At 46.5% G+C, this 14,642-nt stretch carries 16 protein-coding genes and 1 other annotated feature; of the genes, 12 read left to right on the top strand and 4 right to left on the bottom strand.

Annotated elements, in window-relative coordinates; genetic code table 11:
• Positions 1–18: 18 nt before the first annotated feature.
• Entirely contained in the window at positions 19–1,641 is a 1,623-nt protein-coding gene (locus IGI71_RS00085; RefSeq protein WP_005226380.1) for an ABC-F family ATP-binding cassette domain-containing protein, read from the bottom strand.
• A 208-nt stretch (positions 1,642–1,849) separates the two neighbouring features.
• On the opposite strand from IGI71_RS00085, the gene IGI71_RS00090 reads away from it, so the two are divergent.
• A complete protein-coding gene (locus IGI71_RS00090) occupies positions 1,850–2,668 on the top strand; it encodes a ZIP family metal transporter (RefSeq protein ID WP_005232914.1) in 819 nt (272 codons plus the stop codon).
• A gap of 55 nt (positions 2,669–2,723) precedes the next feature.
• On the opposite strand, the gene IGI71_RS00095 is transcribed toward IGI71_RS00090, so the two are convergent.
• Positions 2,724–2,927: a hypothetical protein gene (locus IGI71_RS00095; RefSeq protein WP_010748476.1), complete on the bottom strand. Its 204-nt coding sequence runs from the start codon at positions 2,925–2,927 to the stop codon at positions 2,724–2,726.
• A gap of 150 nt (positions 2,928–3,077) precedes the next feature.
• On the opposite strand from IGI71_RS00095, the gene IGI71_RS00100 reads away from it, so the two are divergent.
• Complete coding sequence (locus tag IGI71_RS00100) at positions 3,078–3,479, top strand: DUF4809 family protein (protein WP_010748477.1); 402 nt, start codon at positions 3,078–3,080, stop codon at positions 3,477–3,479.
• 103 nt (positions 3,480–3,582) lie between these two features.
• Here IGI71_RS00100 and IGI71_RS00105 read toward each other — a convergent pair whose 3' ends face one another.
• Both IGI71_RS00105 and proB read right to left on the bottom strand, forming a co-directional pair.
• Positions 3,583–4,827, bottom strand: coding sequence for a glutamate-5-semialdehyde dehydrogenase (locus IGI71_RS00105; protein WP_221692654.1), 1,245 nt, complete (start codon positions 4,825–4,827; stop codon positions 3,583–3,585).
• Positions 4,824–5,639, bottom strand: coding sequence for a glutamate 5-kinase (gene proB, locus IGI71_RS00110; RefSeq protein WP_008376761.1), 816 nt, complete (start codon positions 5,637–5,639; stop codon positions 4,824–4,826). Before proB ends, IGI71_RS00105 begins: the two co-directional genes overlap by 4 nt.
• Positions 5,640–5,828: 189 nt before the next feature.
• On the opposite strand from proB, the gene IGI71_RS00115 reads away from it, so the two are divergent.
• The 10 genes from IGI71_RS00115 to IGI71_RS00160 all read left to right on the top strand — a co-directional run bounded on the left by IGI71_RS00115 (position 5,829) and on the right by IGI71_RS00160 (position 14,629).
• Positions 5,829–6,338 (top strand): dUTP diphosphatase, encoded by a 510-nt coding sequence (locus IGI71_RS00115; protein ID WP_060791698.1) that lies wholly within the window; start codon positions 5,829–5,831, stop codon positions 6,336–6,338.
• 44 nt (positions 6,339–6,382) lie between these two features.
• The gene (gene radA / locus IGI71_RS00120; protein ID WP_221692652.1) at positions 6,383–7,753 is read left to right on the top strand and encodes a DNA repair protein RadA; all 1,371 of its coding nucleotides are present in this window, start codon (positions 6,383–6,385) and stop codon (positions 7,751–7,753) included.
• A 1-nt stretch (position 7,754) separates the two neighbouring features.
• Complete coding sequence (locus tag IGI71_RS00125; protein WP_254907872.1) at positions 7,755–7,886, top strand: hypothetical protein; 132 nt, start codon at positions 7,755–7,757, stop codon at positions 7,884–7,886.
• A gap of 35 nt (positions 7,887–7,921) precedes the next feature.
• Positions 7,922–9,061, top strand: a complete 1,140-nt coding sequence (locus tag IGI71_RS00130; RefSeq protein WP_005226396.1) for a PIN/TRAM domain-containing protein — start codon at positions 7,922–7,924, stop codon at positions 9,059–9,061.
• A gap of 169 nt (positions 9,062–9,230) precedes the next feature.
• Positions 9,231–10,688: a glutamate--tRNA ligase gene (gene gltX, locus IGI71_RS00135; RefSeq protein WP_016608945.1), complete on the top strand. Its 1,458-nt coding sequence runs from the start codon at positions 9,231–9,233 to the stop codon at positions 10,686–10,688.
• Positions 10,685–10,883: a binding site (T-box leader), on the top strand. Its footprint overlaps the gene before it by 4 nt.
• Positions 10,884–10,948: 65 nt before the next feature.
• Positions 10,949–11,485 (top strand): serine O-acetyltransferase EpsC, encoded by a 537-nt coding sequence (gene epsC, locus IGI71_RS00140; RefSeq protein ID WP_081117733.1) that lies wholly within the window; start codon positions 10,949–10,951, stop codon positions 11,483–11,485.
• Positions 11,478–12,890, top strand: a complete 1,413-nt coding sequence (gene cysS / locus IGI71_RS00145) for a cysteine--tRNA ligase (protein ID WP_252704596.1) — start codon at positions 11,478–11,480, stop codon at positions 12,888–12,890. The genes epsC and cysS overlap by 8 nt, the downstream gene beginning before the upstream one ends.
• On the top strand, positions 12,887–13,309 hold the full coding sequence (locus tag IGI71_RS00150; RefSeq protein WP_015508687.1) for a Mini-ribonuclease 3: 423 nt from the start codon (positions 12,887–12,889) through the stop codon (positions 13,307–13,309). The genes cysS and IGI71_RS00150 overlap by 4 nt, the downstream gene beginning before the upstream one ends.
• On the top strand, positions 13,275–14,114 hold the full coding sequence (rlmB, locus tag IGI71_RS00155; protein ID WP_010748485.1) for a 23S rRNA (guanosine(2251)-2'-O)-methyltransferase RlmB: 840 nt from the start codon (positions 13,275–13,277) through the stop codon (positions 14,112–14,114). The genes IGI71_RS00150 and rlmB overlap by 35 nt, the downstream gene beginning before the upstream one ends.
• Positions 14,111–14,629, top strand: a complete 519-nt coding sequence (locus IGI71_RS00160; RefSeq protein ID WP_010748486.1) for an NYN domain-containing protein — start codon at positions 14,111–14,113, stop codon at positions 14,627–14,629. Before rlmB ends, IGI71_RS00160 begins: the two co-directional genes overlap by 4 nt.
• Positions 14,630–14,642: the final 13 nt, after the last annotated feature.

The raw sequence follows: 14,642 nt of genomic DNA on the forward strand, positions 1-14,642 counted from the left end.
CTTTTTTTCAAAAGCAGCTTATTGATTCATTTCTGCTACGCGTTTTTGGACATCTTTGTTTTCTAAGAATTCATCGTAGGTCGTTTCGGCACGATCCACCACGCCTTTGCTAGAGACCGCAATGATACGGTTCGCAAGGGTTTGAATAAATTGGTGGTCATGAGAAGCAAACAACAATGAGCCGGTGAAGGCCATCAAGCCATCGTTTAATGCGGTGATCGATTCTAAGTCCAAGTGATTGGTTGGATCATCCAATACCAGTACGTTGGCTTTTGAAAGCATCATTTTCGACAACATGCAGCGAACTTTTTCGCCCCCGGAAAGAACATTGACGGGTTTTAATACTTCGTCACCAGAGAACAACATGCGACCTAGGAAGCTGCGCAAGAAGGTATTGTCGTCTTCTTCTTTGCTTGCGTATTGACGCAACCAATCAACGATCGGGGTATCCGTATCAAATTCGCTGGTCGTATCTTTTGGCAAGTACGCATGCTGCGTGGTCACGCCCCAACGAACACTACCTGTATCAGGAGTGATTTCCCCCATGATGACTTTGAATAGCGTTGTGGTGGTGATATCGCTATTGGCAACAAAAGCGACTTTGTCGTCTTTGTTCAAGGTGAAAGAGATATTGTCTAAAATCTTTTTGCCGTCGATCGTCACACTGACATTGTCGACTTGCAGCAAGTCATTCCCGATTTCACGTTCTGGTTTAAAACCGACAAACGGGTAGCGGCGAGACGAAGGTTGAATATCATCAAGAGTGATTTTATCCAACATTTTTTTCCGAGATGTTGCTTGTTTGGATTTTGATGCATTGGCACTAAAGCGTGCGATAAAGTCTTGCAGTTCTTTGATCTGCTCTTCTTTTTTGGCATTTGATTGGGATTGTAATTTCGCAGCTAATTGGCTTGATTCCAACCAGAAATCATAGTTGCCGACAAACAATTTGATTTTGCCGAAGTCTAGATCGGCCATATGGGTACAAACTTTATTTAAGAAGTGGCGGTCATGGGAAACAACGATGACGGTGTTGTCAAAGTTGATCAGAAACTCTTCTAACCAGTTGATAGATTGGATATCCAATCCGTTGGTAGGCTCATCTAGGAGCAAGACGTCTGGCTTACCGAAAAGGGCTTGTGCCAGTAAGACTTTCACCCGTTGACCAGCAGTTAGATCTTTCATCAAGACATGATGCAATTCATCGGGAATGTTCAAGCCTTGCAAAAGAACAGCGGCTTCGGGCTCTGCTTCCCAGCCATCAAGTTCCGCAAATTCGCCTTCTAGTTCGGCGGCACGAATCCCATCTTCATCAGAAAAGTCTTCCTTCATGTAGATCGCGTCTTTTTCTTTCATCACTTCGTAGAGACGTTTATGGCCCATGATGACCGTTTCGATCACTGGAAACTCTTCGTAATCATAGTGGTTCTGCTTCAAGACAGCCATCCGTTCATCAGGACCTAAAGACACATTCCCGGTTGAAGGTTGGATCTCACCAGATAAAATTTTTAAAAAAGTTGATTTACCAGCACCATTTGCACCAATCAAACCATAACAATTACCAGGCGTAAACTTAATATTAACATCATCAAACAGTTTGCGGTCTGAAAAATGCAAACTTACATCACTTACTGTAATCAATTCTTTTCCTCACTTTATATAAATTGACATGGAGTCTCCTAGCATTATAGCGATGAATGTTGAAACTTTCAAGTAAAGCCGAGGATTTCATCAGGAAAGGCTTAGGGCTGGTGAAAGAAAAATTTTGGCTGCTGCTGCCTTCCTAGTAGAACCTGACGGCTTCCTATGCTAGAGTATTGGTAGAATAGTTAGACAAAGGAGCAGACGAATGGTGGATTGGTTGGTTGGATTGTCGCCATGGCAGCAAGCGTTGGCGGGGACGATCTTTACGTATGGTATGACGGCGCTTGGGGCAGCGCTAGTCTTTTTCTTCAAAGAAATCAATAAAAATGTCCTGAATACGATGCTGGGGTTTGCCTCTGGCGTGATGATCGCTGCTAGTTTCTGGTCGTTATTAGATCCTGCGATCGCACGAGCCGAAGAAAATGGCGACATTCCGTGGCTTGTGGTCAGCATCGGGTTTGGTTTGGGTGGTTTGTTTCTATATGCAGCAGATAAGACGCTCCCGCATATGCATTTTGGTCCGAATCATGAAACAGAAGGTTTGCCCAGTCATTTGAAGCGAACGATCTTGCTGGTCTTTTCCATCACGCTGCATAATATCCCAGAAGGCTTGGCGGTAGGGGTAGCGTTTGGGGCGGCGGCTAGTGCCGATGACCCGCGAGCAGCGATCTTAGCGGCGCTTTCGGTAGCGATCGGAATCGGGATCCAAAATTTTCCAGAAGGCGCAGCCGTTTCGATCCCCTTGCGCCAAGAAGGGTTAAGCCGAACCAAGGCCTTTATGTATGGGCAAGCGTCCGGGATCGTAGAACCGATCGCCGGTGTGATCGGAGCTTTGCTGGTAACGAGTATGTCCGCTGTCTTGCCGTATGCGTTGGCTTTTGCAGCGGGTGCTATGATCTATGTAGTGGTGGAAGAATTGATTCCAGAAGCGCAGCAAACCTTGACTAGTCGCCGCCATTTTGCGGTCTTTGGCGTCATGCTAGGCTTTATCTTAATGATGGTTTTAGATGTAGCATTAGGCTGATCGATAAAAAAACACCTGACTTTCCAAAAGTCAGGTGTTTTTGATTTACTTGTAATTAACGATAATATTTTCTTGGCTTTTGGCGAATCGATGTTAACCAGCGAACGATCAAAACGGCTAGCAGCAAAGGAATCCCGAAACGGAAGACCAATCCGATCAGCCCACCAATAATGCCTAATACAACGGATAAAACAAGGGATGCTGCGATTAAAACTGCCACGACAGTAACGATTCTTCCTAATAAACTTTCTGTATTCATTGTGACTCCTCCTAGACTTTTTTTCTTATCCCTAGCATAACAAGAAAGAAAAAGAAACACATCCAACTTAAGACGGAATAATTGCTCCGCCGTGGGCCATAGGTTTGTGATAAACTAAACATGAATGAATCATGAAAGGAGTCAAAAAGAATGAATGCAGAAATTCTCACGAGCCAAGTCATCACAGAAGGAGGGTGCAATGCCTGTTTGCCTTATGAACTCAATACCTTCACGCTGCAGCTGCCGGATGGTCGTAGTTTTTCGTTAGAAAACTTGGATGCTGCTGCATTGGTGATGCCAATTGCCCAGATCAATCAGTGGCAGACGCGCTTATTATTAGAAGAAGACGAAGGATTGATCTATCAAAAAGGAACGCAAGAAGTAATTTTCGTAGAGGGCAGCCGTCAGGATACGTTTTCCAGCAAAGGACAGACGATTTCTTGTCCGAAAAAGAGTTGCGAAGCTGACGTCTTTGCCACAACCAATCGAGTGCTGACAGAATTGTTTGGCATCGAACCGATTTCCTTCGTTCTGCGGGCTGCACAAGCATAAGAGGACGAAAAAAAGCCGCTTGCGCATGTACCGACCTTTTAAAGTTAGCTTTTTAGTCTAACTATTGGAAGTCATGACAGCAAGTGGCTGTTTTTTCGTATCGTTACTTACGGATCTGGCCTTCGCCATAAATAATGTATTTGGTAGAAGTCAGTGCTTCTAACCCCATTGGCCCACGGGCATGGAGTTTTTGCGTCGAGATGCCGATCTCGGCACCAAAGCCAAACATAAAGCCATCGGTGAAACGGGTCGAGGCATTGACGTAAACCGCCGCCGCATCAACTTCTTTCAAGAAGCGTTGGGAAGCGAAATAATCATCGGTGATGATCGCTTCGGAGTGCTTCGTATTGTAGCGATTGATGTGAGCAATGGCTTCTTCTAGCGAAGTCACCACTTTGATCGCTAAGATATAGTCTAAAAACTCGGTTGCCCAATCCTCTTCAGTGGCAAGCTGTGCATTGTTTAAAAACGCCAACGCTTTTTGATCTCCTCGCAATTCGACTTGATCGGCAAACTGCTGTTCTACCATAGGCAAAAACTCCGCTGCCACTGCTTCATGGACGAGGATCGTTTCGATGGCATTGCAGACAGAAGGGCGTTGAGTCTTTGCATTCGTGACGATCGCCAGTGCCATCGGCAGCTGGGCTGCTTGGTCGATGTAGATATGATTGTTGCCGGTGCCGGTTTCGATCACTGGCACCGTGGCGGTCTCTTTGACACGACGAATCAAGCCGGCGCCTCCCCGAGGGATCAAAACATCCAAGTAATCTGTCAGCCGCATCAGCTCAGCCGCTGTTTCGTGGCTCGTGTCTTCGATAAACTGGATCGCATGGCGGGAGTGTCCATTGGCAGCTAATGCCTCTTGTAAAATAGTCACGAGGACTTGATTGGAGTGGAAGGCTTCCTTTCCACCACGCAAAATCACGGCATTTCCTGATTTGAAACACAGACTAGCTGCGTCAGTGGTGACATTAGGGCGGGCTTCGTAGATGATGCCGATGACCCCTAAAGGCACTCGTTGTTGACCAATCAAAAGATCGTCAGCATTGCGCCACATTTTATCCACGGCACCGATTGGGTCGGGCAATTGGGCGACTTCTCGGATGCCGTTAGCCATCTCGGTGATCCGTTGTTCTGTCAGCAACAGTCGATCCAGCATTGTCTGGCTGGTTCCTTTGGCTTTTGCGGCGGCTAGATCTTGTTGATTAGCAGCTAAAATCGTCTCGGTAGCTTTTTCTAAAGCATCGGCCATCGCTGCCAGTAGGTGGTTTTTTTCGCTGGCACTCAGTAAGCTTAATGTCTGGGCGCTTGCTTGAGCTTGTTGACCGATCGTTTGCAAGTTGCTCATTGCTCATCCTCCGTTCGTTGATAAAAGTGGGTGCCGACAGGTTCCCCTGCGAGCAAGTCAAAAATAATTTTCGGCTGCTTGCCGTTAGCCAGCAGCATGTGACTGTTCAAGTCTAAGATACGTTGGGCGGCTTTTAGTTTACTGGTCATACCGCCGGTTCCATAAGGACTGCCTTTTCCCGTAGCTTGTTCTAAAAGTTCTGGGGTGATTTCATTGATCTCGGAATACAAAACGGCATCAGGATCATTCAGCGGATTGGCGGAATAAAAGCCGTCGATATCAGAAAGCATGATCAAAAGCTCGGCTTTCGTCAACTGAGCGACGATCGCTGACAGCTGGTCATTGTCGCCGAATTTGGTGAGATGATCCAATTCATCCACTGCTACCGTGTCGTTTTCATTAATGATCGGGATGATCCCCATCGTAAGTAATTGCTCTAAGGTGTTGCTAACGTTTTGACGGCTTTGGGGAAATTCGATGATGTCTCTGGTCAGCAGGATCTGTGCAGTCTGCTGGCTATAGCTTTGAAAACGCTGGTTGTAGATCGTCATCAGTTCCGATTGGCCAACGGCGGCCACGGCTTGCTGCTGCGGGATCTCCACGGGTCGTTCTTTCAAATTCAACTTGTTCATGCCAACACCGATCGCACCAGAAGAAACTAAGATGATTTCTTTGCCTTGGTTTTGCAAAGCTGCTAAGACAAAGGCTAATTCATCGATGCCAGCTAGATTGATGGCACCATTGGGATAAATCAACGAGCTGGTGCCGATTTTTACAACGATTCGGTTTTTGTTTGAAAGATCTGCGCGCATATGCCACCGCCTATTTTTTGATATTTTTTCTATTGTACTCGCAAACGGGCGTTTCGTCATGTCCTTTTTTCTTTTTGGTCTATTTTTAAACGAAGAAATTGTAAAGACTTTTCGATAATTGTGTTTTCCATGAAGAAAATAGTTCTTCCTATGCTAAAATAGCTATATGTTTTATTATTGGAGGAACCCATGAAATTACGAGGATTTGAAATTATTACAGCATATAGAGAAAAAAGCATCACCTTGCCTCAACGTGCCACCCATCATGCGGCTGGTTACGACTTTGAAGCAGCGGAAGAAATCGTGGTGCCAAGCATTTGGAAAGCGGGCGTGATCGACGGGGTCAAAGCGCTTTTTGCAAAAGAGACCGCAAAACAATTGAAGCCAACCTTGGTTCCCACGGGGATCAAAGCCTATATGGGGGAAGACGAGTATTTGCAGCTGACAAATCGTTCCAGCAATCCTTTGAAACGTTTCTTAGTCTTGACGAATGGTGTCGGCGTCATCGACAGCGATTACTATGACAATCCAGATAATGAAGGGCATATCATGTTTCAGTTTACCAATTTCGGCCCCACAGATGTCGTCATTAAAAAAGGCGAACGGATCGGCCAAGGAATTTTCTTGCCGTTCTTAAAAGCTGATCAAGATACAACCACTGCCAGCCGAACCGGCGGCTTTGGCTCCTCGAATCAGTAAATCCTGCCTGGGGGTCTTTTTGATAGAAGTAGTGGAGGAGATCAATGGCAAAAAAAGCAAAAAGTCAATTTGTCTGTCAAAATTGCGGGTATAGTTCCCCTAAATATTTAGGGAAATGCCCCAATTGCGGCAGCTGGAATTCAATGGTGGAAGAAGTGATCCAAGAAACCGCCGATCGTCGAGTACGTACGACATTGACGGGGCAAAAGATGCAGCCGACGAAACTCGCCGATGTCGTACCGAAAAAAGAACCGCGGGTCCAAACGAAACTTGCTGAGTTGAATCGCGTCTTAGGCGGCGGCGTGGTCCCAGGCTCCTTGATTTTGATCGGTGGGGATCCAGGGATCGGAAAATCGACGCTGCTCTTGCAAGTTTCCCAGCAATTAGCAGCGATCGGCGGGACGGTCTTGTATGTGTCAGGAGAAGAAAGTGCCGAACAAATCAAAATGCGGGCGCAGCGCTTAGGCGCCATCGACACAGAATTTTATCTCTATGGGGAAACGGACATGTCAGAGATCAGTAAAGCGATCGAAAACATCCGCCCAGATTATGTGATCATCGATTCGATCCAAACCATGACCCAACCGGATATCACCAGCGTGGCAGGCAGTGTCAGCCAAGTGCGAGAAACGACCGCAGAATTGCTGAAAATCGCCAAAACCAATGGCATCGCCATCTTTATCGTTGGCCACGTGACGAAGGAAGGCTCGATCGCAGGACCGCGGATGCTGGAGCATATGGTGGATACCGTCTTGTATTTCGAAGGCGAAAAGCACCACAGTTTTCGAATTTTGCGGGCCGTAAAAAACCGCTTTGGGTCCACCAATGAGATCGGGATTTTTGAAATGGAAGAAGGCGGGTTGAAAGAAGTCGCCAATCCGTCACAAGTCTTTTTGGAAGAACGCTTAGAAGGCGCAACTGGATCGGCGATCGTAGTGGCAATGGAAGGCAGTCGGCCAATCTTGGTGGAAATCCAAGCACTGGTCACGCCAACGATGTTCGGCAATGCCAAACGCACGACGACGGGGCTAGACTTCAACCGCGTCTCGCTGATCATGGCGGTTTTAGAAAAACGGGCAGGCTTGCTGCTGCAAAATCAAGATGCCTACTTAAAAGCAGCCGGCGGGGTCAAATTAAATGAACCCGCGATCGATCTAGCGATCGCTGTTAGTATCGCGTCTAGCTACAAAGAAAAAGGCACCAGCCCGACGGAGTGTTTTATCGGTGAAATTGGCTTGACGGGTGAGATTCGCCGAGTCAACGCGATCGAGCAACGGGTCAAAGAGGTGCAAAAACTAGGTTTTACGAAAGTTTATTTGCCTAAAAATAATCTGACTGGCTGGCAGCCGCCCAAAGGCATCGAAGTCGAAGGCGTGTCTACCTTAGCCGAAACCTTGCGGAAAGTCTTCCGTTAAAGTGGAGTCAATGCAAGAGCAAGGGGCAATCGCCTCTCCTCTTGCCCTGACGCTGCTGATTCATTCGTTTGAACCAACCGACCGACAGCCGCTGACTGGCGGAAGGAGCCTGTCTGGCAGCACGGATTTTTGAACAAAAGAAACTTACTGGAGTATGGAGGAACATGTATGCAGAAACGAGTCATTACCGCACTAATGGTACTTGCCGGAGCAAGTCTGGGGATCTCACTGATGCCTATCGCATGGCAAGCCATTGGGCAAACCCAAAATGAATGGCTGAATAATAACATCACTAATAGTTTGCTTGGAGCCCTTATTTTCTTTTTATTATCTTTACTATTAGCGAAATATATTGCAGCCGGTATTCGCAAAATTGAAGAAAAACTAAGTGAATTGAGCTTAACGTATCTCTTGTTTGGCGCAATTGGTTCGATCATCGGTCTGATGATCGGTGTGATCGTGTCGATTCCTTTTTACAATTGGGATATTCCTTTTATCAACGGGATCGCCCCAATCTTAGTGATGGTCCTGTTAGGGTATCTCGGTTTTCAGATCGGGACGACACGGATCGATGAATGGAAAAAAGTCTTTGCCCCGAAAAACAAAAAGGCAGAGCCCCAAGAGCAAGATGAACAGCAGATGCTGGAAAGAAAGATCGCGGACCACTTCCACAAATACAAAATTTTGGATACCAGCGTGATCATTGATGGTCGGATCTATGACATTGCTAAAACAGGCTTTTTAGAAGGCGTCTTGCTGATTCCGAATTTTGTCTTGTACGAATTACAATACATCGCAGATTCTGGCGATAGTTTGAAACGGGTTCGGGGCCGCCGCGGCTTGGATATTTTGAATGCTTTGCAAAAAGAAGAAGGCATCGCAGTTGAGATGTATGAAGGCGATTTTGAAGACATTTCCGAAGTTGATAGCAAGCTGATCAAGTTAGCGAAGATGCTGGATGGTGTCGTCGTGACCAATGATTACAATCTAAACAAAGTTTCTGAATTTCAAAATGTGCCTGTCTTGAATATCAATGCGTTGGCCAATGCGGTCAAACCAGTGGTGATTCCAGGAGAAAGCATGCACGTCTTAGTGGTGAAAGCTGGCACGGAGCGCCAGCAAGGGGTCGCTTATCTAGATGACGGGACGATGGTCGTGGTGGAAGATGGCCAGCATTACATGAATGAACACATCGAAGTGATCGTCACCAGCGCCTTGCAAACGGCAGCTGGGCGGATGATTTTTGCCAAACCAGCCCATTCTGGTCGCGGCATCGACAACAAAGAAGGATCGAAATCAGAGAAATAATCCTCGGCAGCTGGCGTAAAATATGCCAGCTGCCTTTACTAATTGGGTTATTGATTGTACAATTCAACTTGAGGGTTCTGTTTTTTACGCGGGTCTTTCCCACTAAACTGAACAATAAGCCCCAAGCAGCTTGGCTGGCTTGGAAATCAGATGAAGGAAGAGGAAAACAATGACAAAAGTACGTGTACGTTACGCGCCAAGTCCAACAGGACATTTACACATCGGGAATGCTCGGACGGCTTTATTCAATTATTTGTTTGCTCGTCATAATGACGGTGAATTTATTATCCGAATCGAAGACACCGATCAAAAAAGAAACATTGAAGATGGTGAAAAAAGCCAGCTTGAAAACTTGCAATGGTTAGGAATGGATTGGGACGAATCACCTGAAAATCCAGGAGAATACGGTCCGTATCGTCAATCAGAACGAGGCGATATCTACCAACCACTGATCGATCAATTGCTTGCAAGCAATCGTGCGTATAAGTGTTATTGTACGGAAGAAGAATTGGAAGCCGAACGTGAAGGCCAAAGAGCTCGTGGCGAAATGCCCCATTATGCAGGGAAATGTGCCAACTTAACACCAGAAGAGCAAGCCGAAAAAGAAGCACAAGGCTTGAAACCAGTGATTCGTTTCCGTGTCTCTCGCAATACTGAATACAAATTCCACGACATGGTCAAAGGCGAGATCGTTTTTGAATCAGATAATGTCGGTGGCGATTTTGTCATTCAAAAACGTGACGGTATGCCGACTTACAACTTTGCAGTAGCAGTCGATGACCATCATATGAAAATCACCCATGTGCTGCGTGGAGATGACCACATCGCCAACACACCAAAACAGTTGATGATCTATGAAGCATTTGGCTGGCAAGCACCAGAATTCGGGCATATGACGTTGATCATCAATAGCGAAACCGGGAAAAAATTAAGCAAACGGGACGAATCGATTCTCCAATTCATCGAGCAATACCGTGAGTTGGGTTATCTACCAGACGCTATGTTCAACTTCATTGCACTTTTAGGCTGGTCACCAGTAGGGGAAGAAGAAATCTTCTCTCAAGAAGAATTGATCAAAATCTTTGATCCTGAACGGTTGAGCAAATCACCAGCTGCCTTCGATGCCAAGAAGTTGGAATGGGTCAATAACCAATACATGAAACAAATGGATCTGGATGAATTGACGGCAATGTGCGTCCCTTACTTGGTAAAAGCCGGTCGCATCGAAGAAACATTGACCGAAGAAAAAGCTGCCTGGTTGAAAAAAATCGTTTCCTTGTATCAACCGCAAATGAGTTTTGCGGCACAAATCGTCGACCTTTCGGAATTGTTCTTCGAAGAACACCCTGAATTAGATGATGCAGCCAAAGAAGTCTTAGCAGGAGAAACTGTACCGACGGTTTTAACAGCCTTTAAAGAAAAATTACAGGCGATGCCAGTCGTTGAGGCTGCGGCAGTCAAAGCAGCCATCAAAGAGATCCAAAAAGAAACAGGCATCAAAGGCAAGAATTTATTCATGCCGATCCGCGTGGCGGTCTCAGGCCAAACCCACGGACCAGAACTACCAGATACCGTTGAATTATTAGGGAAAGAAAAAGCCCTTGATCATTTGAATAACGTGTTATAAACACAGCGAATAGACGAAGTACTAGCCGATTTTTTTCAGAGAGACCACGGAAGGTGAGAGTGGTCAAAAAAGGCTAGGAAATGCACCTAGGAGTGGCTTTGGCGCAAGTCAAAGACGAAGCAGCGGACGTTACCCGCTTGAAGGCAGTGCCGAACTGCGAACAAAAGTGGGACCACGCAAAAAAGCGTCTTTTGAATAAGGAAACTTATTTGAAAGACGCTTTTTTCGTATCAAGAAGTTTGGATAAAGTAGGTGAGAAGATGACTTGGTTCAAAAAAGCAATTGCGGCAACAAAAAAACATGATCCATCGGTACGATCAACGTTGGAGATCATCATCACATACCCAGGATTTCATGCCTTGTTTTGGCATCGTTGGTCGCATTTTTTGTTTCAGCATCGCTGGTATTTTTTGGCAAAACTGACGGCCCAGTTTTGGCGTTTCTTGACTGGGATCGAGATTCATCCTGGTGCGCAGATCGGCCAAGGGGTCTTTATCGATCATGGGATGGGCGTCGTGATCGGGGAAACGGCGATCATTGAAGATGATGTCGTCTTGTTTCACGGAGTCACCCTGGGGGGAACCGGCAAAGAGCGGGGCAAGCGTCATCCCACGGTTAAAACCGGTGCGTTTCTCTCAGCCCATGCGCAGATCTTAGGTCCTGTCACGATCGGTGAATATGCAAAGATCGGCGCCAATGCAGTGGTTTTGAAGGATATCCCCGCAGAAGCAACTGCTGTCGGCATCCCGGCAAAGATCGTTCGAATCAAAGGAAAGAAGGTTACCCACGATGATTAAAATCTATAATACGCTGACACGAGAAAAAGAAGTGTTTCAGCCATTGGAAGAAAAGAAAGTAAAAATGTATGTTTGCGGACCCACCGTCTATAACTATATCCATATCGGGAATGGCCGCAGTACTGTTTCATTTGATACCGTACGTCGTTATTTCGAATACCGCGGCTATACAGTGGACTATTTGATGAATTTTACTGATGTCGATGATAAAATCATTCGTGCAGCAAAAGAATTAGGTACGACGGCCCCAGAAGTGGCAGAGCGTTTTATCAACGCCTTCAATGAAGATACTGCAGCGCTGAATGTCAAACCTGCTACGATGAATCCTCGTGTGATGGATCATATTGAAGACATCATTGCCTTTATTGCTGCTCTTGTAGAAAAAGGCTATGCCTATCCAGTCAATGGCGATGTTTATTACCGTACCCGTAAATTTGCTCACTATGGGCAATTAAGCGACCAATCCATCGACGAGCTGGAAGTCGGCGCAAGCCAGCGAACCGGTGAAGAACAAAAAATCAAGGAAGATCCGTTGGATTTTGCTTTGTGGAAAGCGGCAAAAGGCGATGAGATCGCTTGGGAATCTCCTTGGGGAGCCGGCCGTCCCGGCTGGCATATCGAATGCTCGGTGATGGCGACCAAACACCTAGGCGAGACCATCGATATTCATGGAGGCGGACAAGACTTGACCTTCCCTCATCATGAAAATGAGATCGCCCAAAGCGAGGCAAAAACCGGCAAGACCTTTGCCAACTATTGGATGCATAATGGCTATGTGACGATCGGTGAAGACGAAGAAAAAATGAGTAAGTCGCTGGGCAACTTCGTCACGGTGCATGAGATGGTCAAAAAAGTTGATCCACAGGTGCTGCGTTTCTTTTTGGCAACGACTCAGTACCGCCGACCAATCAAATACAGCGAGACTACCTTGCATGAAGCACAAACCAATCTGCAAAAATTGCGTACGACCTATGAAAATGCCAAATTCCGCTTGAATAGCAGTCACTATCAAGCCAGCGATGAGGAAGTCAATGCACCGGTTCTGGAAGAATTTGAAGAACGTTTCGTCAAAGAAATGGACGACGATTTCAACGCGGCTAACGGGATCACTGTGGTCTATGAATTGGCGAAGTGGCTGAACTTAGCTAGCGAAGACCCAGAAACAGATTTGGCTTTATTAGCCGCTGGATTAGCCAAATTCAGCGAATGGCTGACGATTTTCGGGATTTATTTTGTATCCGAAGAATTGTTGGATGAAGAAATCGAACAGCTGATCAATGAACGGATCGCCGCCCGCAAAGCCAAAGATTTTGCCCGCAGCGACCAAATCCGTGATGAGTTGAAAGAACAAGGGATTATCTTAGAAGATACCCCGCAAGGAACCCGATGGAGACGAGAAGCATGAGAGATTATAAACAATTGAATGGTTTGGCATTGGCCTATGTGGGGGATGCGGTCTATGAAGTCTATATTCGCGATTATTTAGTCGCCCAAGGCCAAACCCGCCCGAACCAACTGCACCATATGGCGACCCACTATGTGTCAGCCAAAGCCCAAGCGGCATTGATCCAAAAGATGTTGGATGAAGAGATCCTGACCGAAGAAGAACATGATTTTTACCGCCGCGGCCGTAATAGTAAAAGCCATACGGGTGCCAAAAATGCCGATGTCACGACGTATCGTATCGCTACTGGCTTTGAATCGCTGATCGGGTATTTGCACCTCACGCAGCAAAAAGAACGCTTAGACGAGCTAATAGACTGGTGTATAAAGAAAGTAGGAGAAGAAGATGCGAGAAAAACCGCAAAGAAAGCGTCCAAATAAAAAAACAGCTGGCCGATCAGAAGCCAGACAAGAAAATAGACCGGATCGCCGCAAAGAAGCCGCTGGAGAAGCCATCGAAGATAATTTTGTCTTCGGCTATCATGCGGTTGCTGAAGCCTTGAAAGAAGGGCGAGGCAACAAGCTGTTTCTTTCCGAAGAAGCACGGGGAGAAAAAATCGATCGTTTGAAAGAAATGGCGCGGGAACAGGCAGTTCCGGTCAAATGGGTGCCAAAACAAAAGCTGGATACGATGAGTGACCAAGGGGTCCATCAAGGCATGATCTTGGCGATCACCCCTTATCAGTATTTGACCTTGGATGAATTGTTGGCCCAAACGAAAGAACAGCCGCTGTATCTGATTTTAGATAATCTAGAAGATCCCCATAATTTCGGCTCCATCATGCGAACCGCTGATGCCAGCGGCGTAGACGGGATCATCATTCCAAAACACCGTGCGGTGGGGATCACGCCGATCGTGGTGAAAACGTCGACCGGCGCAGTGGAACATATCCCTGTGGCCCGCGTGACCAACTTGACCCAAGCAGTCCAGCAGCTGAAAAAAGCTGGTTTTTGGATCTTCGGTACTGATATGAGTGGCAGTGATTACCGCACATGGAATGCCCAAGGGGCGGTCGGTTTGATCATCGGCAACGAAGGTCGAGGCATGGGGGAAGGTTTGAAAAAAGAAGTGGATCAAATGCTGACGATCCCAATGACCGGGCACGTGCAGAGCTTAAATGCCAGTGTGGCGGCAGGTTTGTTGATGTATCAGGCCTTTACTAGCCGAAATGGGGCGTCCCAATGAAAACCCCTTTGCTGATCGTGGATGGCTACAATATGATTGGCGCTTGGCCGGAGCTGGTTCTTTTGAAAAATCAGGACCGTTTAGAAGATGCCCGAGAAGCCTTACTGAATCGGCTGTCGAATTATGCAAAATATGAAGGGTTGAAAATCATCGTTGTTTTTGATGCCCAACTGGTGCCTGGTGTGACTCAAAGTTACACCAAATATCAGCTGGAAGTTATTTTTACCGAAGAAGGAGAGACCGCCGACAGCTACATCGAACGAATCGCTGGTGAATTAAACAATCGATTGACGCAAGTCACCGTCGCTACCAGCGATTTAGCCGAACAGTGGGTGATCTTCTCTCAAGGTGCTTTGCGAACTTCGGCACGAGAATTGTACAAAAGCGTGGAAAAAACAGAAAAAGACATCCACGAGCATCAAACCGACTTGCGGTTTGAAAATTTCCGACGCAATTCCCCTTGGTCACCTGAACAATTAGCCGAACTTGAAAAGAAATTGCAAGACCTTAGTTAGGGACAAAGTTGGT

Origin of the sequence: Enterococcus sp. DIV1279b (assembly GCF_050531515.1) — a bacterium.
Taxonomy (GTDB): domain Bacteria; phylum Bacillota; class Bacilli; order Lactobacillales; family Enterococcaceae; genus Enterococcus_D; species Enterococcus_D casseliflavus.

Excerpts from the sequence above, each read along its gene's own strand:
- IGI71_RS00090 (WP_005232914.1), top strand. The coding sequence starts at position 1,850 with ATGGTGGATTGGTTGGTTGGATTGTCGCCATGGCAGCAAGCGTTGGCG.
- IGI71_RS00095 (WP_010748476.1), bottom strand. The coding sequence starts at position 2,927 with ATGAATACAGAAAGTTTATTAGGAAGAATCGTTACTGTCGTGGCAGTT.
- IGI71_RS00100 (WP_010748477.1), top strand. The coding sequence starts at position 3,078 with ATGAATGCAGAAATTCTCACGAGCCAAGTCATCACAGAAGGAGGGTGC.
- IGI71_RS00105 (WP_221692654.1), bottom strand. The coding sequence starts at position 4,827 with ATGAGCAACTTGCAAACGATCGGTCAACAAGCTCAAGCAAGCGCCCAG.
- proB (WP_008376761.1), bottom strand. The coding sequence starts at position 5,639 with ATGCGCGCAGATCTTTCAAACAAAAACCGAATCGTTGTAAAAATCGGC.
- IGI71_RS00115 (WP_060791698.1), top strand. The coding sequence starts at position 5,829 with ATGAAATTACGAGGATTTGAAATTATTACAGCATATAGAGAAAAAAGC.
- radA (WP_221692652.1), top strand. The coding sequence starts at position 6,383 with ATGGCAAAAAAAGCAAAAAGTCAATTTGTCTGTCAAAATTGCGGGTAT.
- IGI71_RS00130 (WP_005226396.1), top strand. The coding sequence starts at position 7,922 with ATGCAGAAACGAGTCATTACCGCACTAATGGTACTTGCCGGAGCAAGT.
- gltX (WP_016608945.1), top strand. The coding sequence starts at position 9,231 with ATGACAAAAGTACGTGTACGTTACGCGCCAAGTCCAACAGGACATTTA.
- epsC (WP_081117733.1), top strand. The coding sequence starts at position 10,949 with ATGACTTGGTTCAAAAAAGCAATTGCGGCAACAAAAAAACATGATCCA.
- cysS (WP_252704596.1), top strand. The coding sequence starts at position 11,478 with ATGATTAAAATCTATAATACGCTGACACGAGAAAAAGAAGTGTTTCAG.
- IGI71_RS00150 (WP_015508687.1), top strand. The coding sequence starts at position 12,887 with ATGAGAGATTATAAACAATTGAATGGTTTGGCATTGGCCTATGTGGGG.
- rlmB (WP_010748485.1), top strand. The coding sequence starts at position 13,275 with ATGCGAGAAAAACCGCAAAGAAAGCGTCCAAATAAAAAAACAGCTGGC.
- IGI71_RS00160 (WP_010748486.1), top strand. The coding sequence starts at position 14,111 with ATGAAAACCCCTTTGCTGATCGTGGATGGCTACAATATGATTGGCGCT.